This window comes from Microbacterium sp. AC026, assembly GCF_979258475.1.
Genome location: NZ_OZ409857.1, coordinates 2,924,643 through 2,949,508, shown reverse-complemented (window position 1 = coordinate 2,949,508; position 24,866 = coordinate 2,924,643). Strand labels below are relative to the sequence as shown.

General features: G+C 69.1%; 23 protein-coding genes and 5 pseudogenes. 23 read left to right on the top strand and 5 right to left on the bottom strand.

Annotation, left to right across the window (positions count from 1 at the left end):
• Nucleotides 1–9: 9 nt before the first annotated feature.
• The 6 genes and pseudogenes from ACZZ93_RS14810 (at nt 10) to ACZZ93_RS14785 (ending at nt 6,914) form a co-directional block, all read left to right on the top strand.
• A pseudogene (locus tag ACZZ93_RS14810) lies at nt 10–1,049 on the top strand (agmatine deiminase family protein).
• A complete protein-coding gene (locus ACZZ93_RS14805; protein ID WP_463511446.1) occupies nt 1,046–2,998 on the top strand; it encodes an amidase in 1,953 nt (650 codons plus the stop codon). The pseudogene ACZZ93_RS14810 and the gene ACZZ93_RS14805 overlap by 4 nt, the downstream one beginning before the upstream one ends.
• The gene (locus tag ACZZ93_RS14800) at nt 2,922–3,713 is read left to right on the top strand and encodes a tryptophan 2,3-dioxygenase (RefSeq protein WP_463511756.1); all 792 of its coding nucleotides are present in this window, start codon (nt 2,922–2,924) and stop codon (nt 3,711–3,713) included. The genes ACZZ93_RS14805 and ACZZ93_RS14800 overlap by 77 nt, the downstream gene beginning before the upstream one ends.
• Nucleotides 3,713–4,771 (top strand): amidohydrolase family protein, encoded by a 1,059-nt coding sequence (locus tag ACZZ93_RS14795; RefSeq protein ID WP_463511445.1) that lies wholly within the window; start codon nt 3,713–3,715, stop codon nt 4,769–4,771. Before ACZZ93_RS14800 ends, ACZZ93_RS14795 begins: the two co-directional genes overlap by 1 nt.
• Before the next feature lies 1 nt (nt 4,772).
• Nucleotides 4,773–6,037 (top strand): annotated as a pseudogene (locus tag ACZZ93_RS14790) (kynureninase).
• Nucleotides 5,976–6,914, top strand: coding sequence for a PaaX family transcriptional regulator (locus ACZZ93_RS14785; RefSeq protein WP_463511444.1), 939 nt, complete (start codon nt 5,976–5,978; stop codon nt 6,912–6,914). The pseudogene ACZZ93_RS14790 and the gene ACZZ93_RS14785 overlap by 62 nt, the downstream one beginning before the upstream one ends.
• Here the strand turns inward: ACZZ93_RS14785 and ACZZ93_RS14780 are convergent.
• Nucleotides 6,892–7,890 carry a LacI family DNA-binding transcriptional regulator gene (locus ACZZ93_RS14780; RefSeq protein ID WP_053097606.1) on the bottom strand — a complete coding sequence of 333 codons (999 nt, stop codon included), beginning with the start codon at nt 7,888–7,890 and terminating at the stop codon, nt 6,892–6,894. The genes ACZZ93_RS14785 and ACZZ93_RS14780 overlap by 23 nt on opposite strands.
• Before the next feature lie 163 nt (nt 7,891–8,053).
• On the opposite strand from ACZZ93_RS14780, the pseudogene ACZZ93_RS14775 reads away from it, so the two are divergent.
• From ACZZ93_RS14775 to ACZZ93_RS14760, 4 genes and pseudogenes are all read left to right on the top strand, one after another.
• Nucleotides 8,054–9,348, top strand: a pseudogene (locus tag ACZZ93_RS14775) (ABC transporter substrate-binding protein).
• Nucleotides 9,329–10,360 carry a carbohydrate ABC transporter permease gene (locus tag ACZZ93_RS14770; RefSeq protein ID WP_082297874.1) on the top strand — a complete coding sequence of 344 codons (1,032 nt, stop codon included), beginning with the start codon at nt 9,329–9,331 and terminating at the stop codon, nt 10,358–10,360. Before ACZZ93_RS14775 ends, ACZZ93_RS14770 begins: the two are co-directional and overlap by 20 nt.
• Nucleotides 10,357–11,247, top strand: coding sequence for a carbohydrate ABC transporter permease (locus ACZZ93_RS14765; protein ID WP_056279587.1), 891 nt, complete (start codon nt 10,357–10,359; stop codon nt 11,245–11,247). Before ACZZ93_RS14770 ends, ACZZ93_RS14765 begins: the two co-directional genes overlap by 4 nt.
• A 64-nt stretch (nt 11,248–11,311) precedes the next feature.
• A pseudogene (locus tag ACZZ93_RS14760) lies at nt 11,312–13,611 on the top strand (beta-xylosidase/alpha-l-arabinosidase).
• Nucleotides 13,612–13,615: 4 nt separating this feature from the next.
• On the opposite strand, the gene ACZZ93_RS14755 reads toward ACZZ93_RS14760, so the two are convergent.
• Nucleotides 13,616–14,101 carry an FBP domain-containing protein gene (locus ACZZ93_RS14755; RefSeq protein WP_053097609.1) on the bottom strand — a complete coding sequence of 162 codons (486 nt, stop codon included), beginning with the start codon at nt 14,099–14,101 and terminating at the stop codon, nt 13,616–13,618.
• A 311-nt stretch (nt 14,102–14,412) separates the two neighbouring features.
• Here ACZZ93_RS14755 and ACZZ93_RS14750 point away from each other — a divergent pair, with 311 nt between their 5' ends.
• Nucleotides 14,413–14,760 (top strand): hypothetical protein, encoded by a 348-nt coding sequence (locus ACZZ93_RS14750; protein ID WP_463511443.1) that lies wholly within the window; start codon nt 14,413–14,415, stop codon nt 14,758–14,760.
• A gap of 24 nt (nt 14,761–14,784) precedes the next feature.
• On the opposite strand, the gene ACZZ93_RS14745 is transcribed toward ACZZ93_RS14750, so the two are convergent.
• Nucleotides 14,785–14,964, bottom strand: coding sequence for a hypothetical protein (locus tag ACZZ93_RS14745; RefSeq protein ID WP_232224472.1), 180 nt, complete (start codon nt 14,962–14,964; stop codon nt 14,785–14,787).
• Here ACZZ93_RS14745 and ACZZ93_RS14740 point away from each other — a divergent pair.
• Both ACZZ93_RS14740 and ACZZ93_RS14735 read left to right on the top strand, forming a co-directional pair.
• A complete protein-coding gene (locus ACZZ93_RS14740) occupies nt 14,963–15,223 on the top strand; it encodes a hypothetical protein (RefSeq protein WP_232224473.1) in 261 nt (86 codons plus the stop codon). The genes ACZZ93_RS14745 and ACZZ93_RS14740 overlap by 2 nt on opposite strands.
• Nucleotides 15,224–15,390: 167 nt before the next feature.
• Nucleotides 15,391–15,597, top strand: a complete 207-nt coding sequence (locus tag ACZZ93_RS14735; RefSeq protein WP_053097611.1) for a CsbD family protein — start codon at nt 15,391–15,393, stop codon at nt 15,595–15,597.
• Nucleotides 15,598–15,646: 49 nt separating this feature from the next.
• On the opposite strand, the gene ACZZ93_RS14730 is transcribed toward ACZZ93_RS14735, so the two are convergent.
• A complete protein-coding gene (locus tag ACZZ93_RS14730; protein ID WP_167347464.1) occupies nt 15,647–15,811 on the bottom strand; it encodes a hypothetical protein in 165 nt (54 codons plus the stop codon).
• Between the two features lie 123 nt (nt 15,812–15,934).
• Here ACZZ93_RS14730 and ACZZ93_RS14725 point away from each other — a divergent pair, with 123 nt between their 5' ends.
• The 8 genes and pseudogenes from ACZZ93_RS14725 to ACZZ93_RS14690 all read left to right on the top strand — a co-directional run bounded on the left by ACZZ93_RS14725 (nt 15,935) and on the right by ACZZ93_RS14690 (nt 22,072).
• Nucleotides 15,935–16,201 (top strand): DUF7218 family protein, encoded by a 267-nt coding sequence (locus ACZZ93_RS14725; protein ID WP_053097612.1) that lies wholly within the window; start codon nt 15,935–15,937, stop codon nt 16,199–16,201.
• Between the two features lie 10 nt (nt 16,202–16,211).
• The gene (locus ACZZ93_RS14720; RefSeq protein ID WP_463511442.1) at nt 16,212–17,282 is read left to right on the top strand and encodes a carboxylate-amine ligase; all 1,071 of its coding nucleotides are present in this window, start codon (nt 16,212–16,214) and stop codon (nt 17,280–17,282) included.
• A 38-nt stretch (nt 17,283–17,320) separates the two neighbouring features.
• Nucleotides 17,321–18,727: an MFS transporter gene (locus ACZZ93_RS14715; RefSeq protein ID WP_053097614.1), complete on the top strand. Its 1,407-nt coding sequence runs from the start codon at nt 17,321–17,323 to the stop codon at nt 18,725–18,727.
• Nucleotides 18,728–18,788: 61 nt separating this feature from the next.
• Nucleotides 18,789–19,483 (top strand): annotated as a pseudogene (locus tag ACZZ93_RS14710) (DUF899 family protein).
• Nucleotides 19,419–20,297 (top strand): endo alpha-1,4 polygalactosaminidase, encoded by an 879-nt coding sequence (locus ACZZ93_RS14705; RefSeq protein ID WP_463511441.1) that lies wholly within the window; start codon nt 19,419–19,421, stop codon nt 20,295–20,297. The pseudogene ACZZ93_RS14710 and the gene ACZZ93_RS14705 overlap by 65 nt, the downstream one beginning before the upstream one ends.
• A gap of 37 nt (nt 20,298–20,334) precedes the next feature.
• On the top strand, nt 20,335–21,036 hold the full coding sequence (locus tag ACZZ93_RS14700) for a hypothetical protein (RefSeq protein ID WP_072591750.1): 702 nt from the start codon (nt 20,335–20,337) through the stop codon (nt 21,034–21,036).
• Complete coding sequence (locus ACZZ93_RS14695) at nt 21,033–21,590, top strand: hypothetical protein (protein ID WP_463511440.1); 558 nt, start codon at nt 21,033–21,035, stop codon at nt 21,588–21,590. The genes ACZZ93_RS14700 and ACZZ93_RS14695 overlap by 4 nt, the downstream gene beginning before the upstream one ends.
• Complete coding sequence (locus tag ACZZ93_RS14690; protein ID WP_463511439.1) at nt 21,587–22,072, top strand: hypothetical protein; 486 nt, start codon at nt 21,587–21,589, stop codon at nt 22,070–22,072. The genes ACZZ93_RS14695 and ACZZ93_RS14690 overlap by 4 nt, the downstream gene beginning before the upstream one ends.
• Nucleotides 22,073–22,380: 308 nt before the next feature.
• Here ACZZ93_RS14690 and ACZZ93_RS14685 read toward each other — a convergent pair whose 3' ends face one another.
• Nucleotides 22,381–23,223 (bottom strand): hypothetical protein, encoded by an 843-nt coding sequence (locus tag ACZZ93_RS14685; RefSeq protein ID WP_463511438.1) that lies wholly within the window; start codon nt 23,221–23,223, stop codon nt 22,381–22,383.
• Between the two features lie 39 nt (nt 23,224–23,262).
• Between ACZZ93_RS14685 and ACZZ93_RS14680 the strand changes: the two genes are divergently transcribed.
• Together ACZZ93_RS14680 and ACZZ93_RS14675 are read left to right on the top strand one after the other, a co-directional pair.
• Nucleotides 23,263–23,853, top strand: a complete 591-nt coding sequence (locus tag ACZZ93_RS14680; protein ID WP_463511437.1) for a hypothetical protein — start codon at nt 23,263–23,265, stop codon at nt 23,851–23,853.
• Nucleotides 23,850–24,830: a cation efflux transmembrane domain-containing protein gene (locus tag ACZZ93_RS14675; protein WP_463511436.1), complete on the top strand. Its 981-nt coding sequence runs from the start codon at nt 23,850–23,852 to the stop codon at nt 24,828–24,830. The genes ACZZ93_RS14680 and ACZZ93_RS14675 overlap by 4 nt, the downstream gene beginning before the upstream one ends.
• Nucleotides 24,831–24,866 lie beyond the last annotated feature (36 nt).

The window sequence follows — 24,866 nt, the reverse complement described above, 5'->3', positions numbered from 1 at the left end:
GAGACAACCATGGCCTGGCACATGCCCGCCGAGACCGCACCGCACGACCGCACCTGGATGGCGTTCCCCGCCGAGGGGCCGACGCTCGGCGAGACGGCGGCCGAGCGCGACGAGGGCTACGAGACCTGGACCGCCGTCGCCCATGCGGTCGCCGAGTTCGAGCCGGTCACGATGATCGTCGACCCGGCGGAGATCGCCCGCGCCCGGCGGATGCTCAGCGGTGCCATCGACATCGTCGAGGCGCCGGTCGACGAGTTCTGGATGCGCGACTCCGGGCCGACGTTCGTCATCGACGACGAGCGACCCGGCGTGCTCGGCGCGGTGGACTGGATCTTCAACGGGTGGGGCGCACCGGCCTGGGCGCAGTGGCAGAAGGCGGCGCAGCACGCGCGCATCATCGCCGGGGCCGTCGACGCCGAGCTCGTGAGCTCGACCCTCGTCAACGAGGGCGGCGGAATCCACGTCGACGGCGAGGGCACCGTGCTGCTCACCGAGACCGTGCAGCTCGACCCGCGCCGCAACCCCTACGCCGACAAGGCCCGCGTCGAGGCCGAGATGGCCCGCACTCTCGGCACCTCGAAGGCCGTGTGGCTGCCCCGGGGCCTCACCCGCGACTACGACGACTTCGGCACGAACGGCCACGTCGACATCGTGGCGACGATCGTCTCCCCGGTCGGCTGCTGCTGCACGATCAGCAGGATCCCGCGCACCCCGACCACGAGGTCACCCGCGAGCTGCGCGCGCACCTCGGCGATCAGACCGATGCCGCCGGTCGCCGCTTCGAGATCGTCAACCTGCCCGCGCCCGCGACCCTGCGCGACGGCGAGGGGTTCGTGGACTGGAGCTACGTCAACCATCTGGTCACCAACGACGGCGTCGTCGCGTGCGGGTTCGGCGACAAGAAGGCCGATGCCGCCGCGAGGGCCATCCTCGCCGACGTCTATCCCGGCCGCCGGGTCGTCACCGTCGACGCGCGCCCGCTGTTCGACCGCGGCGGCGGCATCCACTGCATCACCCAGCAGCAGCCGAGTGTGGGGGTGTTCGCATGATCGACGTGGTCGAGGCCTCGATCGCCGACCTGCGGCGAGCGCTGGAGACGGGCGCTGCCACCTCCGTCGAACTGGTCGACGCCTACCTCGCGCGCATCGCCGCCTACGACGGCCCCGATACGGACACGGCTCTGAACGCGATCGTCGTCGCGAATCCCGAGGCGCGCACGGAGGCCGAGGCATCGGACGCGAGACGTGCCCGTGGCGAGACGCGGGGGCCGCTCGACGGCATCCCGTACACGGCGAAAGACAGTTATCTCGTGCGAGGGCTCACGGCGGCCGCCGGCAGCCCCGCCTTCGCCGACCTCGTCGCGCAGCGCGACGCGTTCACGATCGAGCGTCTGCGGTCGGGAGGCGCGATCTGCCTCGGGCTGACCAACATGCCGCCGATGGCGAACGGCGGCATGCAGCGCGGCGTCTACGGCCGCGCCGAGAGCCCCTACAACGCAGACTTCCTCACCGCGCCCTTCGCCTCCGGGTCGTCGAACGGCTCGGGCACGGCGACGGCTGCCAGCTTCGGCGCGTTCGGTCTGGGCGAGGAGACCTGGTCGAGCGGTCGCGGCCCGGCCACGAACAACGCCCTGTGCGCCTACACGCCCTCGCGAGGCGTCATCTCGACGCGGGGCAACTGGCCGCTCGTGCCGACGATGGATGTCGTCGTGCCGCACACCCGCACCATGGCCGATCTGCTCGAGGTGCTCGATGTGATCGTCGCCGACGACGCCGAGGTCCGCGGCGATTTCTGGCGCGCACAGCCCTGGGTGTCCCTGCCGCAGTCCTCCGAGGTCCGCCCCGCGTCGTACCGCGCGCTCTCCACCGATGCGGCGGCAGCTCTCGACGGCGCTCGCATCGGAATCCCGCGCATGTACATCAACGCCGACTCCGACGCGGGCACCGCCGACGATCCGGGCATCGGCGGCCCGACCGGCCTGCGCATCGCGACGCGTCCGTCCGTGATCGACCGATGGCAGGCGGCCCGACGGAGCCTCGAGGCGGCCGGCGCGACGGTCGTCGACGTGGACTTCCCGGTGGTGTCGAACTACGAGGGCGATCGACCCGGCGCCCCGACCATCGCCACCCGCGGGCTCGTCACGCCGGAGTACCTGCACCGCGAGATCGTCGACCTGTCGGCCTGGGCCTGGGAGGATTTCCTGCGGGCGAACGGCGACCCGCGGCTGCACACTCTCGCGGAGGTCGACGGGGCATCGATCTTCCCCCACCCTGAGGGTGCGCTGCCCGACCGCTACACCGGCTTCGACGACGACATCGCCGAGTACCCGGAATGGGTGCGCGAGAACCCCGGCGTCGGATTCGAGGACATGCCCGAGCTGCCGGACGGCCTCCGCGGACTCGAGGAGACCCGCCGGGTCGACCTCGAGCAGTGGATGGACGAGCTCGAGCTCGACGCGGTCGTCTTCCCCGCGGTGGCCGACGTCGGACCGGCTGACATGGATGTGAATGAGTCATCCGCCGACCTCGGCTGGCGCAACGGCACCTGGATCGCGAACGGCAACCTGACCATCCGTCATCTCGGCATTCCGACCGTGACGGTGCCGATGGGTCTAATGGCCGACATCGGCATGCCGATCGGCCTGACGTTCGCCGGCCGCGCCTATGACGACTCGTCGCTGCTGCGACTCGCGGCCGGGTTCGAAGCCGTCGGCGCACCCGGCGAGCGGCGTACTCCCCGCTGCGCACGCCGAGGCTCTGACCTCGGCGGAGCCGGTCCCACCGCGCAACATTTCACTATTGTGACGCTCGCCACGATTGTTATATGTTCTTCTTGTCCGTCACGACAGGAAGCGACCCATGAGCACCGAGAACAACGAGCGCGAGCTCGAAGCCGGCATCGTCACCGATCTGTCCGGACGCATGACGTACGGGTCGTATCTGTCGCTCGACCAGCTGCTCACTGCCCAGAATCCCGTCAGCGTCCCGGAGCACCATGACGAGCTGCTGTTCATCATCCAGCACCAGACGACCGAGCTCTGGCTCAAGCAGCTGCTGCACGAGCTGTCGTCGGCACGCCAGCTGCTCGCGAGCGACGACCTCCGTGAGGCGCTGAAGAGGGTCGCGCGCGTCAAGCGCATCCAGGACGTCATGACCCAGCAGTGGGCGATCCTCGCGACGCTCACGCCCACCGAATACGCGCAGTTCCGCGGAGCGCTCGGCAATTCCTCCGGCTTCCAGTCGGTGCAGTACCGCGCCGTCGAGTTCGCGCTGGGCAACAAGAACGAGAAGATGCTGAGCGTCTTCAGCGACCACCCCGCGAACCTCGCGCTGCTCACCGCCGAATGGCACAAGCCGACGCTCTATGACGAGTTCCTGCGCTACGCCTCGCGACGCGGCCTCCCGATCCCGACCGAGATCCTCGACCGGGACGTGCGTCTCCCCTACCGCGAGACGCCCGCACTCGTGCCGGCCATCCGTGAGATCTACCAGAACCACCAGCAGCACTGGGATCTGTACGAAGCGTGCGAAGACCTCGTCGACCTCGAGGACAACTTCCAGTTCTGGCGCTTCCGTCACCTCAAGACCGTCGCGCGCACGATCGGCATGAAGGTCGGCACCGGCGGCTCGAGCGGAGTCGGATTCCTGCAGCGCGCCCTCGACCTGACGTTCTTCCCCGAGCTCTACACCGTGCGCACCGAGATCGGCGGCTGATGCACGCGGCGACCTTCTTCGACGGCGAAGGATGGCGCGACGGCATCATCGACCGCGACGGCGAGTGGATGCGGCTCCGCGCCGAGCCTCCCGCCCGCGATCTGCCCCGTCTGGCCGGCGTGGTCATCGGCGGCTTCACCGACCACCACGTGCACCTTCAGCTCATCGACCACACGTTGCTCACGAGCTCGACCCTGGGCCGCGTGGTCGACCTCGGGGCGGACCCGGCCGTCATCGAACCGCTGTCCCGGGCATCGTCGCCCCACGACTTTGGAGATCTGCGCCACACCATCCCGGATTATGCGGATGTCCGCCGAGCCGACGCGGGGATTCCGGAGTTCCGGCGAACCGACGCCTCGCACCGTGTCCAGGTCGACTTCGCCGGCGCATTCCTCACTCCCGTCGGCGGGTACCCGAGTGACCGCGACTGGGCCCCCACGGGATCCTTCCGCGAGATCGCGAACTCAGAGACGGCGCGCGCGGCCGTCACCGCGATGGCGGATGCCGGGGCATCCTGCATCAAGGTGGCGAGCAATGCCACCGCAGGCCCCGTCTTCGACGACGACCTGTTCCGCACGATCGTCGACGCCGCCTCGGCCCGCGGGCTGTCCGTGGTCGCCCATGCCGAGGGACCGGGCCAGGCGCAGCGCGCCGCTGGCCTCGGGGCCGCCCGTCTCGCCCATGCACCGTTCACCGAACGGCTCGCCGACGACGAGATCGCCCGACAGGCGGCATCCGTCTCGTGGATCTCGACGCTCGCGATCCACGATGCGGACAGCGAGGAGCGAGCCATCGCGGTCGACAACGTCCGCCGCTTCCACGCCGCCGGCGGAATGGTGCTCTACGGCACCGATATGGGCAACGGTCCGACGCCCGTGGGCCTGAACCCCGCCGAGCTCGCAGCGCTCCGCGAGGCAGGCATCGCGGGCGATGACCTCCTGCGCGCTCTCGCGCCGCTGGACCCGCTCGATTCCGCCGTTCTGCTCCTGAGACTCCCCGGCATCGACGCCGACCCGACACTCGCCCGCCCGCTGACCAGCGCCGATCTGAAGGCATGACATGACCGACTCACCCGAGACCACGACCGCCGCTCCGACCGCCGACAGCACCCTCCTCGACCTCGCGCAGGCTCTCGACGCGGCCGATCCGCTGCACTCACACCTCTCCGCCTTCGCCGAAGCGCCCGGTGTCGGCGCCTACCTCGACGGCAACTCGCTCGGCCGGCCCCTGAAGGACGCCCCCGAGAAGCTCGCCGCATTCGTGCGCGACGACTGGGGCACCCGCCTGATCCGCTCGTGGGACGAGCAGTGGATGGCCCTTCCGATGGAGCTCGGCGATCGCATCGGACGTGTCACCCTCGGCGCCGCCGCGGGTCAGACCGTGGTCGCCGACTCGACCAGCGTGCTGATCTACAAGCTGATGCGCGCGGCCGCCACCGCCGACCCCTCGCGCACCGAGCTCGTCATCGAGGCGGGCAACTTTCCGACCGACCGATTCATGGCCGAGGGCGTCGCCGCCGAGACCGGCATGACGGTGCGGTGGATCGAGCCCGATCCGGTGCTCGGGGTGCAGATGGCCGATGTGGTCGCTGCGATCTCTGCGAAGACGGCGCTCGTGTCGCTGAGCCACGTCGACTACCGCTCCGGCGCCCTGGCCGATATGCCGGCGATCACCACCGCGGTGCACGAGGTCGGCGCGCTGATGATGTGGGATCTGTGCCACTCGGCCGGCGTGATCCCCATGCAGCTCGACGACTGGGGCGTCGACATGGCCGTCGGGTGCACCTACAAGTACCTCAACGGCGGCCCCGGCTCCCCCGCGTTCGCCTACCTGCGGCGCGAGCATCAGGGCGTGCTGCGCCAGCCGATCCAGGGGTGGTGGAGCGCCGCCGACATCTTCGCGATGGGTCCGCAGTACGAGCCGGCCGGCGACATCCGTCAGCTGCTCAGCGGCACTCCCCCGATCACCTCGATGCTCGCGATGCAGGGCATGCTCGACCTGATCGAGCAGGCGTCGGTCGAGGCGATCCGTGAGAAGTCGCTCTCGCTCACCGATTTCGCGGTCCGCGCCCACGACGAGGTGCTCGCGCCTCTCGGCGTGCGCCTGCTCAGCACCCGCGACGCCGCACAGCGCGGAAGCCACGTGACCATCGGCCACCCCGACTTCCGCGCGGTGACGCAGCGACTATGGGCCGACGGCATCATCCCCGACTTCCGCTTCCCCGACGGCATCCGTCTGGGGCTCTCCCTCTCAGCACGTCATATGTCGAGACGCTCACCGGCGTCCTCGCCGTGCGCGACGCACTGGAGTCGCATGACCGCTGACCGCGCAGAGGCGACCACAGGCCCCGTGCTCGATGACATCGATGCGCGCCCCGGCAGCACCGCCTCCCTCTTGCGCACTCTGGTCGGGCTGTATCTGCGACCTCTCGGCGGCTGGATCTCGACGGCCGACCTGGTCGCCCTCGCCGGCGATCTCGGGATCCCCACGGCGCAGGCGCGCACCGGCGTCACCCGTCTCAAGCAGAAGGGACTGCTGCTCGCCGAGCGCAGGCACGCGGCCGGGTATCTGCTGAATCCGGATGCCGCGACGATGCTCGAGCGCGGCGATCGGCGCATCTTCGAGATGCGCGAGATGACGGATGCCGACAGCTGGTGCCTCATCTCGTTCTCGATGCCCGAGAGCGCGCGAGCCACCCGACACCAGCTTCGCCGTCGCCTGCAGTGGATCGGGGCGGGTGTCGTCTCCCCTGCGCTGTGGATCTGTCCGGGGCATCTGCAGGGCGAGGTGCAGGAGATCGTCGACGACCTCGAAGCGAGCGAGTGGGTGACCCTGTTCCAGGCCGGCACGCCGACGACGGCCCGCACACTGCCCGAGGCCGCCGCCGACTGGTGGGACCTCGAGTCGCTGCGCGCCGAGCACCTCGCGTTCCAGGCCTCGCTCGCGACGCTGCCCACCGCGCCGTTCGCCGCGTATGTGCAGCTGCTCGACCGCTGGCGAGTGCTGCCCTACATCGATCCGGGGCTGCCGCCGTCGATGCTGCCGGCCGAGTGGCCCGGTCGGCGCAGCGTCGCCGAGTTCCAGAGGCTGTCGACAGAGCTGTCGGATGCCGCGTGGCAGCGTGTGCGCGACGTCACGCGACACCCCGCGGCCGGAAGCTCCGCGACCGGCGCCGAGCTCACCGCGGCGGGGCGGTCGTAGCCCGCACCACCAGCCGCGTCGGCAGGATCACGTGCATCTCGTCGACCTCCTGCCCCGCGAGCAGCGTGAACACCATGTCAGCCGCGACCGCGCCGAGTCGCCGCATCGGCTGCTGGATGGTCGTGAGCGGCAGCGCCCTTCTGGTGGCCTCCGGCACGTCGTCGAATCCGATCACCGACAGATCGTCGGGCACCCGCAGACCGAGCTCGTGGGCGACATCGATGACCGCGATCGCGGAGAGGTCGTTGGCGGCGAAGATCGCCGTGGGACGCGAGTCGCCGCTCAGCATGATGCGAGCAGATTCCCTCGTCGCGTCGAGCTCGTAGCGACCGACACCGATCAGCGACGGATCGAGGGGGATCCCCGCGTCCGACAGAGCCCTGCGATACCCGGCGTCGCGCAGCCCGGCCGAGCGCAGGTCGGGGCGACCGGCGAGGAAGCCGATGCGGCGGTGGCCCAGTTCGATGAGGTGTCTGGTCGCGACGAGCGCGCCTCCGAAGCTGTCCGACTCGACCGTGGGCAGGTCGGCCCGGCCCGTGTGCGGATCGATCGCGACGACGGGGATCTCGGTGCCGGCGCTGACGACCGTGGGCGTGACCATGATCGCGGCGTCGATGAGCGTGCCGGAGAGCCTGCTCAGGGATCGGCGTTCCCATCCGTCGCCCGCGCCGAGGTGGGAACCGCTGTACGCGAGCAGATCGAAGGAGGTGTCGTGCACGGCCGAGCCGACGCCTTTCAGTATCTCGGCGCTGAAGGGTTCGAAGTCCGCCAGCAGCACGCCGATCACACCGGTGCGCCGCGCGCGCATGCTGCTCGCCACGAGGCTCGACTCGTAGCCGAGCTCCTTCACCGCGTCGAGTACGCGCTGCACCGTGGCATCCGCGATCCCGTACCGGCCGTTCACCGCCTTCGAGACGGTCGACACAGACACTCCCGCCGCTTTCGCGACGTCATGGATCGTCGTGCGTGCCCCCATGAGACGCCAGCGTAGTCTCCCGCCGATCGCGATGGAAACTGTTTTCGAAAACGTTTGACGATCGAGCGCGTCCGCCGGAGACTCATGCCACTGCGGTCTCACCAGAGTGTCCGCAGGCGCCCCGCAGTGACGCGGCGCGCAACTCGATGAGGAGAACGATCACATGAACAGCAGAAGGCTCCCCCTCGCCTCCGCAGTCACGGTCCTGGCCGTCGGAGCGCTCGCGCTCTCGGGCTGCACCGCGGACTCGTCCGGCTCCGGTGACGGCGGCGACACCAGCATGACCCTGTGGCACAACTCGACGACGGGCCCCGGAGTGGAGTTCTGGGAACAGACCGTCGCGGATTTCGAGAAGGACAACCCGGGCGTCACGATCGACATCCAGTCGATCCAGAACGAGGATCTCGACGGCAAGCTGCAGACCGCCCTCAACTCCGGCGACGCCCCCGACATCTTCCTGCAGCGCGGTGGCGGCAAGATGGCGGCGATGGTCAAAGCCGGCCAGCTCAAGGATCTCACCGACGCCATCGACGGCCCGGCCGCCGACGAGATCCCCGATGCGTCGTACTCGGCGAACAGCCTTGACGGCAAGATCTACGCCATGCCCGTCGCCGTGTTGCCCGGCGGCCTCTTCTACAGCCAGGACCTCTTCGACCAGGCCGGCATCACCGAGAACCCGACGACCCTCGAGGAGCTCGAGGTCGCCACCGAGGCGCTGAAGGCGGAGGGGATCGACCCGATCGCACTCGGCGCCAAGGACGCCTGGCCCGCCGCGCACTGGTACTACTGGCTGGCGCTGCGCGAATGCAGCTCGGACACCCTCGCCGCCGCGGCGGACGAGATGGACTTCAGCGACGACTGCTGGGTGCGTGCCGGTGAGGACCTGCAGGCGTTCGCCGAGACCGAGCCCTTCAACTCCGGATTCCTGACGACTCCCGCACAGCAGGGCGCGGGCAGCTCGGCCGGCCTCATCGCGAACCACCAGGCCGCCATGGAGCTCATGGGCGCCTGGAACCCCGGCGTCATCGGCTCGCTCACCCTGATCAGAAGCCGCTGGCCGACCTCAGCTGGTTCCCGTTCCCCGAGGTCGAGGGCGGAGACGGCGAACCCGGCTCCATGATGGGTGGCGTCGACGGCTACTCGTGCTCGGTGGATGCACCGGACGCCTGCGTCGACTTCCTGAACTACATCGGCACCTCGGACGTGCAGACCGCGTACTACAAGGCGTTCAACGCCCCGCCCGTCAACACGGTCGCTCAGGAGGCCGTCACCGAGCCCTACCTGCAGACGATCCTCGAGGCGTACAACGCTGCCCCCTTCGCGACGCAGTGGCTCGACACCGTCTACGGCCAGAACGTGGGCAACGCGCTGAACGTCGCCGTGGTCGACCTGCTCGCCGGCAACAGCAGCGCGGAAGACCTTGTCAAGGCTGTGCAGGATGCCGCAGCGAAAGCGTGACATGCGTGCCCGGCTGGAAGTGATCCTTCTGGCCGGGCCCGCCCTGCTCGTGTTCCTCGCCTTCGTCATCTTTCCGGTGCTGATGGCGGCGTACTACGGGTTCTTCAGCTGGCAGGGCTACGGCCCTCCCACCGACTTCGTCGGGCTGAAGAACTACCTCACGATCCTCCAGGACCCGCTGTTCCACGACGCGCTCGCGCACAACGGGTTCATCCTGGTGTTCTCCCTCGTGCTCCAGGGCCCGATCGCCATCGTGCTGGCGCTGCTGCTCAACCGCAAGATGCGCGGCCAGTCGCTGATCCGCGTGCTGATCTTCGTCCCGTACGTGATCTCCGAGGTCGTCGTGGGCACGGGGTGGAGCCTGATGCTTCAGACCAACGGCGCGATCAACGCGATGCTGACGAACATGGGCCTCGGATTCCTCGCCACCGACTGGCTGTCGGATCCCGGCATCGCGATCTGGACGCTGATGGCCATCATCACGTGGAAGTACATCGGCTTCGCGGTCATCCTGTTCCTCGCAGGCCTCCAGGGCATCCCGGAGGAGCTGCACGAGGCGGCGGCGATCGACGGCGCGTCCTACTGGCAGATCCAGTGGCGCATCACTCTGCCGCTCCTGGCGCCGACTCTGCGCATCTGGGCGTTCCTGTCGATCATCGGCTCACTGCAGCTGTTCGACCTCGTCTACATCATCTGGGGCCAGTACATCGCTTCCACCGCGGGTACGTCGACCATGGCGACCTACATGGTCTCCGAAGGCCGCAACGCCGGCAACTACGGCTACGGCAACGCGGTCGCGGTCGTCCTGTTCCTCATCTCGCTCGTGGTCGCTCTCATCTATCAGCGTGCGGTGCTGCGCAAGGACACCGACGGCGCCCTCACGGGTGCCTCGGGTCGCAAGCGCGGCTCCCGGTCGCGCGCGTCGCAGGATGCCGTCCCGCAGGATGCCGTCGCAGACGCAGACGCCGACTCCGGTGCAGACGCCACCACACAGAAGGAGTACGTCCGATGACCGCCACCTCGGTGCTCGTCACCCAGCGACCCGCACGTCTCGGACGCCCGGGTCGAACCGCCACGCCGAAGCTCCCGTGGGCGCATCCGACCGTGTACTTCGTCGCGCTGATCGCCGTCGGACTGATGCTCGCGCCCATCGCATACATCATCACCGGCGGGTTCCGCACGAACGCGCAGATCACGACCGACCCGTCGGGGTTCCCGTCTCCCTGGGTGGTGTCGAACTACCTCGACGTCCTCACCGGCGACGTGTTCTGGCGGCTCGTGGGCAACTCGACGATCGTCGCGCTCGCGACCACCGTGGGCACCGTCGCTCTCGCGCTGATGGCGGCATACGTGCTCGCTCGATACCGGTTCGCCGGTCGCGGCGTGCTCTACGCCTTCTTCGCCGCGGGCCTGATGTTCCCGCTGACCGTGGCGATCACGCCGCTGTACATCGTGGTGCGCAGTCTCGGGCTGATGAACTCGCTCGGCGGAGTGATCCTGCCGCAGATCGCCTTCGCCCTGCCGACGACCATCATCATCCTCGTGCCGTTCCTCCGGGCGATCCCCGATGAGATCGAGGAGGCCGCGTTCATCGACGGATGCAGCCGCATCGGGTTCTTCTGGCGGATGGTGCTGCCGCTCTCCCTGCCGGGAGTGATCACGACCGGCATCCTGGCGTTCATCGGCAGCTGGAACGGCTATCTGCTGCCGCTGTTCATCCTCAACGACGCCTCGGCGTTCACCTTGCCGCTCGGCGTGCAGTCGTTCGCCTCGCAGTACTCGGTCGACACCGCGAAAGTGCTGGCATTCACCTCCCTGTCGATGATCCCTGCGCTGATCTTCTTCAGCCTGTTCGAACGGCGGATCGTGGGAGGGCTGACCGGTGCTGTCAAGGGCTGACACGGTCGCCGTCGCGACCCCGCACGTCGACGAGAACGAGAACGAGAACGAGAGAGAGAACAAGATGTCGCAGTACGCAGGCGCCGCGCCGCGCTCGCCCCGCGTCGAGGAGCTCCTCGCGCGGATGACCCTCGAGGAGAAGCAGGCGCAGCTCGTCGGCTTCTGGGTGGACCAGGGCGTCGAGGTCGTCGCGCCGATGTCGGGCGAGAAGAAGAGCTCGACCCGCTACGAGGACGCCTCGGAGCACGGGATCGGTCACCTCACCCGGGTGTACGGCACGCGTCCGGTCGACCCTGTGGAACGCGCCGAGTGGCTGTGGGCCGAGCAGCGCCGCCTGAAGGAGCAGACCAGACTCGGCATCCCCGCCATCGTGCATGAGGAGTGCCTGACCGGTCTCGCCGCCTGGAAGGCGGCGACCTTCCCGACGCCGCTCGCCTGGGGCGCCGCGTTCGACCCCGAGCTCGTCGAGGCGGTGGGCCGAGCGGTCGGATCATCGATGCGCGCACTCGGGATCCATCAGGGCCTCGCTCCCGTGCTCGACGTCATCCGCGACCCCCGCTGGGGCCGGGTCGACGAGTGCATCGCCGAGGACCCGCTGGTCGTCGGCCGGGTGGGCACGGCGTATGTCCGCGGCCTCCAGTCCGAGGGCGTGCACGCGACCCTGAAGCACTTCATCGGATACTCCGCTTCGAAGGCCGGACGCAATCACGCGCCCGTGAGCGCGGGCGTGCGAGAGATCGAGGACGTGCTGCTCCCGCCGTTCGAGATGGCGATCCACGAGGGCGGCGCCCGCAGCGTGATGAACTCCTACGTCGACATCGACGGCGTTCCCGTCACGGCAGATGCGCACTACCTGACCGGCATCCTGCGCGATCGCTGGGGGTTCGACGGAGTCGTCGTGTCGGACTACTTCGCGGTCGACTTCCTCTACAGCATGCACCGCGCAGCCGCGGACTCAGCGGACGCCGCCAGGCTCGCGCTCACAGCGGGAATCGATGTCGAGCTGCCCTCGCCCGACGCCTTCGTCACGCTCGCCGATCAGGTGCGGGACGGTCGGCTCCCGGTCGAGATCCTCGACAGGGCCGTGGGCCGGGTGCTCGCGCAGAAGGAGGAGCTCGGGCTGCTGGATGCCGACTTCGACACCCCTCCGACCGCGATCGACCTGGATCCGGCAGAGCACCGTGCGCTCGCGCGCCGTCTCGCCGAGGAGTCGATCGTGCTGCTGAGCAACGACGGATCCCTGCCGCTCGCGCCCTCGACCACCGCCAGGATCGCCGTGATCGGGCCGAACGCCGACAGCGCCGAAGCGCTGATGGGGTGTTACTCGTTCGTCAACCATGTGCTCGCGCATCACCCCGACACCCCCGCAGGCATCGATCTGCCGACGGTCGGCGGCTCGCTGCGCGACGAGTTCCCCGCCGCCGAGATCGTCTCGGCGATCGGATGCGAGGTCGAGGGCTCCGATCGCTCCGGCATCCCCGCCGCGGTCGACGCCGCCTCCGCTGCCGACGTCGCCGTCGTCGTGGTGGGCGATCGCGCCGGCCTCTTCGGACGAGGCACCGTGGGCGAGGGCAACGACGTCGAGGACCTCGAGCTCCCCGGCGTCCAGCGCGAGCTGGTCGAGGCCGTCGTCGCGACCGGCACTCCTGTGATCCTCATCGCGATGACCGGACGTCCGTACGTCCTCGACTGGGCGCTGCCGACCCGTGCGGGCGCCGCCGGGACCATGACCGGCCTCGGAGCAGTCGACGGCTCGGCCGTGGCGAACGAGGCAGCCGCGGACATCCCCGCGGCTGTGCTGCAGACGTTCTTCCCCGGCGAGGAGGGCGGCCCCGCGATCGCGCGGCTGCTGAGCGGTCGCGTCGCTCCGTCGGGTCGGCTGCCGGTATCGCTGCCGCGTTCGGCGGGAGCGCAGCCGTACTCGTATCTGCACCCCGTGCTGGGCGGGCTCACGGATGTCACGAGCGCCGACTCCACGCCCGTGCGGCCCTTCGGCTTCGGTCTCAGCTACACGACCTTCGCCCACGATCAGCTCACCGCACCCGCATCGGTCACCTCGGGGAGAACTTCCGGGCGACGGTGCGCGTGCGCAACACCGGCGAGATCGCCGCGACGGACGTCGTGCAGCTCTACGCGCACGACGAGGTCGCGAGCGTGACCCGTCCGGTCGCCCAGCTGCTGGACTTCCGGCGGGTCGCGCTCGCGCCCGGCGCCGAGCAGATCGTCGAGTTCGACGTGCCCATCGACCGGCTGGCCTTCACCGGGCTCGACGGCGTCAAGCGGGTCGAAGCAGGAGCCGTACGCCTGTGGGTCGGCGGCGCCTGTGACGAGGAGGAGACGGTCGCCCGGCTCGAGATCGTGTGAGGCGTCAGCCCTTCACACCCGCGATGAACGCGCTCACGTGCTCCTGGAGCTTCAGGATGCGCATCTCGCGGGCGAGCTCGCGGTCGTAGCCCTCGTAGGCGAGCGGCGGCAGCACGCGCACGTTCTGCGAGCATCCGAACTCCGCGCAGACGAGAGTGCCGATGCTGTCGCCCTTGCGGCCGGCCGGACCCGCCTTGCGGGCGACGTACAGCTGCACGTCGTTGCGCAGGGTGACGTCCTCGCACCAGGAGCACTGGGCTCTGGCCGTGACGCGCTGCTCGGCGCGCTGCAGGATCACGCCGGTGAGGACGTCATCGACCCAGGCGACGACATACGAACGTCGAGGGAGCTTGGGGTCGACCCAGCCGAGGTAGTCGAGCTTCTCGACGTCGAGGTCGGCGAAGCCGGCGGGCAGGGTGAGATCGGAGACCTCCTTGCGGGAGGCGTTGATGAAGGAGGCGCGCAGGGTGCGCTCGTCGATGGGACGCATGGGTCGGTGCTTTCGTGCGGGCCGCAGAGGGCGGCGGAAGAGGAATGGAGGACGGCATCCGCACGGATGCCGGGTACGACGTGGTTCCGGGGACGGGATGTTCCGCCTCCGGCCGATCGTCAGCCTCTGTCCGTGGCGCTGAACGCGCCCACGGCTCCATTCCGCGCTCGATCCGGAATCCGGAGAGCGCTCTTCGACAACAGCACCCCGCGAGTCTACGCCCGTTTGTTTCGGAGCATGTCGGCTCGGGTTTCCTCGCTGCCACGGCCGACCTACTCTTGCCGGAACGTCCGCTCATGAAGGAGACCACCGTGTCCACGCCGCTGAACCGCCTTTCGCCTCTCTCGGTGCGTGAGCGTTCTGCGTGCATGTGCCGCCACGGCTTCGCGTGCTCCTCGTTCGAGGCGGGTCACGCGCTTCACCTTATCCAGGCGCGCATCGCATCGGCGACCCCGACCGAATGGACCGACGCGATCGTCGAGCACGCCGACGCGGCGACCGGCGAACTGCGCGTGCGCACCCTCGACGGGGCGACTCACGCACTGTGGAACAGCGGCGGCGCAGCGCTCGAGGCTCCTGCGGGCACGCCGATCGCGCTGCACGTGCGCTACGGCGTGCTGGCCGTCGGTCGCACGCAGTTCAACGTCGCGCGCTCCTGAGGGCGCCGTGCGCCTCGCTGCCGCTCAGGCGGTCGCCATCATCATGTCCTTGACGGCCATGCACGCGTCCATGCAGTCCTTGCAGGTCTGAGCGCACATCTTGCACACCTCGCTGTGGTCGGCGTGCGCCATGCACTCGTCCATGCACGTCTGACACATCGCGATGCAGGCGTCGAGCATCGCCATCATCGACGCAGGGGTCATGCCCTGCATCCGCATCATCGACCGCATCATGGTGTTGCACATGTCCGCGCAGTTCATGCATGCCGGTGAGCAGTCCATCATCTGCGTCGAGCACACCGTGCACGCCTGCTCACAGGCCGAGCACGCGTCCATGCAGGCCTGCATGACCGACATGTCCATGGTCGCCATGTCGGGCATCGACATCATGTTCGAGCGCATGGCGCCCATCATCATCGAGTCCATGTTCTACCGCTTCCTTCGTCGACCGCAGCCGAGGTGAGAGCGGGCAGGACCACCCGCCTGGGGCCAGGCTAGTCGTCGCCGACGTCCGCGTCGACGGGGAGGTGGCGCTGTCACGCCCGACCGCGGTTGTCAATCCCGTGTGCAGGATTCTCGGTCCGTGCGACGGTGGACATCCATTGATCGACTGATGAAAGGAATCGCGCCATGAGTGGAGCAGACGACATCAAGAACGCAGCCGAGAAGGCCGGCGGAAAGATCAAGGAGGGCGTCGGAAAGGCGACCGACAACGAGAGCCTCGAAGCCGAGGGTCGCGCCGACCAGACGAAGGCTTCGGTCAAGCAGGCCGGAGAGAACGTCAAGGACGCCGCACACAACGTCGGCGACGGTCTGCGGGACGCTTCCCGGGACTGATCCCTGAGAAACGGAGTGAGGCCCGCCGAAGCGGGCCTCACTGCGTGGATCAGCGGGTGCGGCTGCCGGAGATCGCTCGGATCAACCAGGCGATGACCGCGATGGCCAGCAGCACCAGGCCGACCCACAGGAGGAACTGCAGGGACTGCACGAGCCCGCCGGTGATCGCCAGGATGATGGCGACCACGATGATGATGATCAGCAGGATGTTCATCGGTCTTTCCCTTCTTGGGGGCGCGGGGGAGTGCGCCCATCGGTCACTCAACCTAGACCCCCGGGGCCTGTCACCGGAGGGCCTTGACGCGGGGCTTCCCGCCGTGCGAGAGGAGCAGACGACATGCCAGGACGCAGGAACAACTCACTGAAGGATCCGGAGCTGTACGAAGAGCTCCGCGATGACGGCGCCTCGAAGGAGAAGGCCGCCAGGATCTCGAACGCCGCAGCCAGAGACGGCCGCAGCACGGTCGGGCGGCGAGGCGGCGAGCACGGCGACTACGAGGACTGGACCGTCGACGAACTGCGCAAACGCGCCAAGGAGATCGGCCTCACCGGTTACAGCGGCAAGCGCAAGGCCGAGCTCATCTCGGCGCTGCGCGATCATTAGGTCCGCGTCTGTGGCCCGGTTCGGTGTCGAGGAGGAGTTCGTCCTCCTCGACGAGCAGACACTCGTGCCGTCGGCCATGACTCCCGAGACGCGCGAGCGCATCCTCGACGCGGCGGGCTCCGGTCTCACCCCTGAGTATCTGACCTGCCAGCTCGAGTCGGCGACCGACCCGTGCGTCACGCGAGCGGATGCCGAGGGGCAGCTGCGTCGCACGAGAGGGATTCTCGGCGAGGTCGCTGCGGAGCAGGGATCGATCGTGGCCGCCTCCGGCACCCCCTTCATCTCGCCCAACCGCCTCGTGGTCTCGTCGTCGCCCCACTACGACGCGGTGTCCGCCCAGCTCGTCGAGATCACGCGTGAGCACGAGGTCAACGGCCTGCACATCCACGTCGAGGTGCCGGACGAGGAGGAGCGCGTCCGCGTGGTCAACCGCGTGCGGGCCTGGTTGCCTCCGTTGCTCGCCATCACCGGCAATGCGCCGTTCGCGCACGGGCGGGATTCGGGCTACGCGAGTTGGCGCAGCATCCTGATCCGTCGACTTCCTGCCTCGTGGAGTCCTCCTCTCTTCCACGATCTGAGCGACTACCGCTCGCACGTCGATCAGCTGGTCTCGATGGGGGCCATCGCCGAAGCCAGCTCGCTGTCATGGACCGTCCGCCTGTCCGAGAGGTTCCCCACCGTCGAGGTGCGCGTCTTCGATGCGCAGCTGACGGTCGACGACACTCTGCTCGCCGTGGCCCTGACTCGCGCGCTGCTGGTGAGCGACGCCCTCGACGACTGTCACGGTCTGAGCCTCGACGCGATCGACGCCTCGCTGTGGACCGCGGCCAGATACGGCACGGATGCTCGCCTCGTCGACCCGGTGGACGGATCGATCGAACCGGCCTGGACGATCGCCGACCGGCTGCTCGAACGGCTGCGCCCGGCGCTCGCCCAGCTCGGCGACGACGATTTCGTGGTCGACGGCCTCGCCCGCCTCCGATCCGAGGGCACCGGCGCCCAGCGCCAGCACCGCGCCTACGCGGATGACGGCGCCGCCGGACTCCGCGAGCTGTATCGGACGAGCACCGCGACCCGCTGACCGCCCCGGAGGTCTCCCGGCGGCAGTAGTGTCGCCGTGTGGCATCCTCTCGCTTCGCGCCGCTGCAGCGGCTCGTGATATCCGTCGCCGTCCTCGCGTCCTTCGTGACCTTCCTCGACGGCACCGTGGTGACCGTCGCCCTGCCCGCGATCAGCCGAGAGCTCGGCGGCGGCATCACCACTCAGCAGTGGGTGGTCGACGCGTACCTCATCACCCTCAGCGCGCTGATCCTGCTCGCGGGGTCGCTGTCGGACGCCTACGGCCGGGTGCTCGTGATGCGCATCGGCCTGATCGCCTTCGGCGTGGCATCCGTCGCGGTGGCCGCCGCACCCGATCCCCTCATCCTGATCATCGCGCGCGCGGCGCAGGGCGCCGCGGGTGCGCTGCTCGTGCCCAGCTCGCTCGCGCTGATCACGGCGACGATGCGCGCCGACGTGCAGTCCCGGGCGATCGGCGTCTGGACCGCGTTCACGACGGCGGCACAGCTGGTCGGCCCCCTGCTGGGCGGGCTCTTCGTCGACTTCCTCTCGTGGAGATTCGTCTTCCTCATCAACGTGGTGCCGATCGCCGTCACGCTCGTGCTGCTCTCGCGCCTGAAGCTGAAGGAGCACCCCAGCGGTGTGCGGGTCGACTGGCTCAGCGGGGCGCTGTGCGCGATCGGTCTGGGCGCTGTGGTCTTCGCGCTGATCGAGCAGCCGAACCTCGGGTGGCAGTCCCCCGCGATCTGGATGCCCGGCATCGCCGGAGCGGCGCTGTTCGCCTGGTTCCTCGTGCGCCAGCAGCGCTCGGCCTCCCCGCTGATGCCGCTGTCGCTGTTCCGGGTGCGCGACTTCGCCTGGGGCAACCTCGCCACCCTCTTCGTCTACGCCGCACTGTCGCTCAACGGCTTCGTCGTCGGCGTCTACCTGCAGCAGGGCGCAGGTCTCAGTGCCACGGCGGCCGGCCTCGCGAGCCTGCCGATGACGATCCTGATGATCCTCGTCAGCTCGCGCGCCGGATCCTGGGCCGGTCGTTTCGGGCCCCGCATCTTCATGACCGTCGGTCCGCTCATCATGGCGGTCGGCGCGCTGATGCTGCTGCTCGTCCGCGAGGACTTCGACTACTGGTGGCAGGTATTGCCGGCGATGATCGTGCTCGGCCTCGGGCTCTCGCTCACCGTGGCTCCGCTCACCTCGGCGATCCTCGGCGCCATCGACGAATCCCGCTCGGGCATCGCCTCCGCGGTCAACAACGCGGTCTCCCGCGTCGCCGGGCTGCTCGTCGTCGCGATGCTGTCGACCATCATCGGCGGCACGCTCGATCTCGCGGGCTTCCACAACGCGGCCTGGGTCACCGCCGCGCTGCTCGTGCTCGGCGGTGTGGTGTCGTGGATCGGCATCCGCCGCAATCCGGCCGAGGAGGCCGAGGCTCCGGCCGTCGACGGGGCACCCTCGCCGATCGGTTGACGATGTCGGTGGTCGGGCGCACACTGGGGGCATCGTCCTACCGAGCACCCGGAGGTCCACCGTGAGCACGCCCCAGACGCCCCTTCCGCCCGTCGTCGACGTCGACACGTGGCGTCGCGAGCTCGATGCACTGCGCGTGCGTGAGAAGGCGGCGACGCGAGAACTGGATGCGATCGCGGCACAACGACGACGACTGCCGATGGTCGAGCTGCCCGACTACACGCTCGTCGGAGAAGACGGGCCGGTACGGCTGCCCGAGATCTTCGGCGAGCACCGCCAGCTCATCGTCTACAACCACATGTGGACCGACGGCAATGAGTGGCAATGCCCCGGCTGCACCGGCTTCACGTCGCAGTTCACCCGCCTCGACTTCCTCGAGCGCTACTACGACGCCCGCTTCGTGATCGTGACGAACGGACCGATCGATGAGGCACTGGCCTACCGCGACAGGGTGGGCAACCGCATGACCTGGTATTCGAGCGCCGACAGCACCTTCGGTGCCGACGTGGACGCCGGGCCGAACGAGGGCTTCGGCGTGAACGTGCTGCTCCGCGACGGCGACACGGTCTATCGCACGTGGCACACGAACGGCCGTGGCACCGAGCGCATGAGCCAGCTGCAGGGTCTCGTCGATCTGCTGCCCTTCGGCCGACAGGAGGAGTGGGAGGACTCCCCGCCGGCTGGCCCCAGCATGAGACGTATTCTCAGGGGATGGGTTCGAAAGAGATCGCCGCACTGTACGGGGCCGGCAGCTGAGGCGCGCCACGGTCGAGGTCGCCGCCATCGCCGTGCTGGTCCTCACGCTCACAGGGTGCGTCACGACCATCTCCGACCCTCCGGCGCAGTTCGCCCTTCCCCCGCGGGAGTGACCCCCGACTATCAGCTCGGCGGCGGCTACGACCCCGCCGACGGAGTCGGCATCGTCGGCCGCGACCGCTCGGATGAGCCCGCCGACGGGCTGTACTCGGTCTGCTACGTGAATGGATTCCAGACCCAGCCGGGCGAGCTCGACACCTGGCCCGACGACCTCGTGCTGCAGAGCGACGGCGAGCCGGTGTTCGACCCCGATTGGCCCGATGAGGCTCTGCTCGACACGTCGACGGACGAGCGCCGCGAGCGCATCGCCGAGATCGCCGGACCGTGGATCGAGGGGTGCGCCGAGTCGGGATTCGACGCGGTCGAGTTCGACAACCTCGACTCGTACACCCGCTCGGACGACGCGCTCACTCTCGACGACAACCTCGCCCTCGCGGCGCTGCTGGTCGACGTCGCGCACGACTCCGGACTCGCGGCCGGGCAGAAGAACGCCGCCGAAGACGCACCGGTGCTGCGCGAGCGCGCAGGATTCGACTTCGCCGTCGTCGAGGAGTGCAGCGTCTTCGACGAGTGCGGGGCGTTCACCGACGTCTACGGAGACGCCGTGATCGACATCGAGTACTCCGACGAGCTGCCGCGGTCGTTCGACGACATGTGCGCCGACGACGACGCCCCCTCGTCGATGGTGCTGCGAGACCGCGACCTCGTCACGCCGTCAGACGACGGGTACGTGTTCGAGACCTGCGATCGCTGACCGTCGCCTCAGCAATGCACATCGATATGCTGGCCCCGTGAGCATGACGGGGGATCACGGTGGCGCCACGCCTGCGGCCTCGCGCCCGGCGCCCGCGCAGGTCGTGCGGCACGCTGCCTCCCGGTGGACGCGCGGGATCGCCGAGCTGCCCCGATGGATCTGGTTCGCCGCAGTCGCGGTCGCCGCCGTGGCCATCGTCGTCGCGGCGATGGGCGGGTTCGCCCGTGCAGAGGCTTCGCCGACGCTGCGCGGCGCGGATGAGGAAGTGCGCACCTCGCAGTACGCGATCACCGTGCTCGACGCCGAGTTCGTCACCGAGGTCGAGTCGGAGTATCTCGAGGCGGAGCCCGGCGAGAAGCTGCTCGTGATGAGCACGCGCATGGAGAATCTGTCGGATGCTCCGATCGGAGTCGGCACCACCGTCGACCGCATAAGCACCGGGTTCGTGAACACCGGCCGTCCGCTTCTCGACCTCGCAGGCGTCCCCGCGAGTGACTCGGTGGCGGTCTGGCGAGCGGACGGGTCATCCGGCCAGGTCATCCTGCAGCCGGGCGTCCCCAGCCAGGTGACCTTCGCCTGGACCATACCCGAGGACGCGTTCCTCGACGGTTCTGTCGCGCTCGACGTGCACGAGGTGCAGATCCAGCGTGGAGCGGTGATCCTCTCCTCACGAGCGGTCACGTGGCGCCCTGCCGCCCTCAGCGCACGCATCTCGGTCACCGCCCAGGAGACACGATGAGACGCGCGACCCCCTGGCTAGTCGGCGCTGCGCTGGTGGTCGCGGCCGGCGTGCTGACCGCCGTCACCCCGACCGATGACGACGTCATCGGTCCGACCATCGTGCGTGGCGCCTTCGGCGACCCCGTCGAATCCCGCACTCTGGTCGCGGCAGCGACGGACGCGACGTTCGCGGACCAGGTGGCGGTGTCCGGTGGCGACTGGAGTGCGGAGGGGAACTGGCTCGTCGTGACGGTGATCGCCTCGGCGCCCCGCACGGAGGTGGATGCCGCCATCCAGCTCGCGACGCTGACGATCGACGATCGCGTGTTCCAGGCCAGCGAGCGACCCGACGCGACGCTGACGTCGACCCCGCTGCGACTCGGCATCGACACGGTCGGGACGCTGGCCTTCGAGCTGCCACCGGATCTGACATCGGGGCAGGCGGACCTGCGTCTCATCTCCTCGTACTTCACCGCCGAGCTCGACGACGTGATCGCCATCCCGTTCGAACTGGACGACCTTCCTCGCACGCCGAGTCTCGAGCTCGATGACCCCGAACTGCGGATCCCATGAGCTGGTGGCGGACGCAGCGGACCGGGCTGATCGCGTTGGCGATCGCGGCCGTCGCGATGGTGGGCGCCACGGCATGGCTCGACATCGCGCCGAGCATCCGGCCGACGGATCGGGTGATCGACGCCGACACGACGGTCGACATCGCCGGACAGACCCTCACGCTCGGGCCCACGGAATGGGCGGAGTTCGAGGCGCCTGCGGGGACCCGCACGCTCAGCGTCCGGCTGTCGTCGAGCGGCGGATCCGCGGCATCGCTCTGCGGACAGACGACACTCACAGAGATCGACGCCGATCGCACCTGGCTCAACTCTCGCGCAGACCTCGATGTGCCCTACGACGAGGGCGAGAGCTCATGCATCGCCGAGCCGGCGTCGTACCGCATCCTGCTGACCTTCCTGCTTCCCGACGACGCCGATGGCCCGTTCCTCCTCGACATCGAGGGCAGTGACGACGACCTCGCCCGCTTCCGTATCGAGCCCTGACGGGCGGGTGTCGAGGCCAGACCGGGGCCGGCCGATGACGGCGTCATAGGCCGTGGCGACGATCGCCACCCTGAGCGGTTCGGCGACGGCACCGATGGCGACGGTGACGAGCGGGAAGAACCCCGCCCAGAACGACGATTCGTGGCCCCCGATCAGCAGCAGGACTCCCCGGGTGCCCACCTGCTCGGCGAAGCCCCACGCGGCGTAGGCCAGTGCGTAGACGCCGAAGAGCAACGGCCCGCCACGCCAGATCACCGCGACGGCAGCCCAGAGGCCTTCGAGTCGCATCACCAGCGTGCGCGCGATGCTCAGTGCCGCCCCTCGCGCCGCTCCCCGCCGAAGCGTGCGAACGGCGGAGTCGAGTCGAAGGTCGTGCCGAAGATCACACCGGCGACCGTGAGCCAGGCCGCGGGGACGAGGAGTGCGGCGACGAGGATGCCCGCCAGCCAGGTCGCCCCTTCCCATACGGCGGCGATGGGTTCGATGTTCACCGAGAACCAGTCGCCGAGGCTCTGCAGCCACCCGGCCGCCTCTCGTTCACCGAACCAGTCCAGGACGCTGACCCACCACCGTGCGACGAGTGTGAAGAGCATGAAGGTCCACAGCACCTCGGCATAGGTGGCCAGGATGATCGTCCACCGCGGCAGCCGGTCGGCGAAGCGCGTGAAGAGCAGTCGTGCGATCAACGCGATCACGAGCACCGTCACCGGCAGCACGCCGACCGCGATGACACCACCGCGATCGCCCATCTGGACGAGGTCGTACCCGGAATCGGCCAGCGCGATCGCGCTCGCGATCTGGAAGAACTCGATCTGGTCGGCATCGAGCAGACCCCACGCGGTGTAGAAGGCGAAGAACGGCAGGATCGCGGCGAGAGTCGCGGAGGCGAACTCGCGGAGGCCGCCGGCATCCTCCCTCCGGCTGTGCGGCAAGGAGGGTCGCACAGTGAGATACATCGCGACGTACGCGACGAGTCGGGCGGCGACCGCCAGCGGCAGCAGCAGCAGGCCCCCGAGCGTGGTGTGACCGCCGACGAAGCCGGCGAGCTCGATCAGTACGCGATGCAGCGCCTCGCCCCCGAGATACCAGGCCATGAGCGCAGGCCAGTGTCGGGCGAGGATGCGCCCGAACGTGCGGAGGGCCTGTGACATGTGCCCTACCGTACCGGTGGATCACCGTCGTCGAGCGGCATGAGGACACCGACCCCGGCTCACGCCGGCGGCATACTCCGCGCCACATCGGGCGTCAACCCGGTTCTCACCGCCGCCCTGCGGGGGCACCATGGCGTCGTGAACGCATCGACGTGGACTCCCCGCCGCGCGGTCTCGGCCGCAGTGGCGCTGTTGCTCGCCGCCGCACTCTCGGGCTGCGGCCTGACCATCCCGGCCGACCCGGACGGCACTCTCGCGTCGGCGACCGGCGCTGACCTGAGGGTCGGCGTCTCGGCTGATCCCGGGCTGGTCGACACCGATCGCGACACCCCCACAGGAAGCATCGCCGACCTCGTGACAGGCTTCGCCGACAGCATCGACGCCGACATCGACTGGACCTACGGGTCGGAGGAGACGCTGGTCGGGATGCTCGAGCGCGGCGACCTCGACCTCGTTGCGGGCGGCTTCACCTCTGACACCCCCTGGATCGACAAGGCCGGGGTCACCCGCGGCTATCCCGAGATCGACGGAGCCAACGGTCGCGAGATCGTGATGCTCGTGCCACTCGGCGAGAACGCGTTCCTCAGCGCTCTCGAACGTCACCTCGACGAGGCGGTGGGGTCGCGATGACCGTGCAGCGGATCGGCCGCACCGAGCTGCCGGACGAGCAGCGCGCAGCGCTCCGCCGAGCGATCGGGTGGGAATGGTTCACCATCGCCTACACGTCGGTGACGATCGCGCTGATCGCCCTGGTCGTCGGCAACTCGCAGGCGATGCGCACCGCGTGGATCGAGGACATGCTGTCGCTGATCCCGCAGATCGTCTTCCTCGTCGCGCTGATCTTCATCCGCAAGCGCCCCTCGGTCAAGCATCCCTACGGCCTGCACCGCGTGATGGGAATCGGACACCTCGTGGCGGGCGTCGCCCTGCTGGCGGTCGGACTCAATCTGGCGGTCGAAGCGGTGACCGGGCTCATCGCCCGCGAGCACCCGACCATCGGCACGGTGCAGCTGTTCGGGCAGACGATCTGGCTCGGCTGGCTGATGGTCGCCGTGATGGCCGTGGTCATCGTCGGCCCGGTGTTCTTCTACGGACCGGCGAAGGCGAAGCTCGCGCCCGTGCTTCACAACAAGCTGCTCTTCGCCGACGCCGACATGGCCAAGGCCGACTGGCAGACCACGGTCGCCTCGATCGTCGGCGTGCTCGGTGTGGGTGCCGGCGTGTGGTGGCTCGACGGCGCTGCGGCTCTCGTGATCTCGCTCGGGATCGTGTGGGACGGCTGGCGCAACACCAAGACCGCCGTGATCGATCTCATGGACCAGCGCGCCAGGACGTACGACAGCAAGCACCCGCATCCGCTCGCCGGTGACGTGATCTCGACCATGCGCTCCCGCCCCTGGGTCACGGAGGCAGGAGTGCGGATGCGGGATCAGGGGCAGGTCTTCCACATCGAGGCGTTCGTCGTGCCGCATCGCGGAAAGGTGTCGATGGGCGACGTCACCGACCTCGCGACGCGCATCACCGACCTCGACTGGAAGGTGCAGGATGTCGTCGTCGTCCCGGTGGAGGAGCTCCCCCAGGGCGTCGACACCTCGGGCCGTGACTGACCTCGCTCGGAGCGAGACCCCGGACGGCAGGACGCC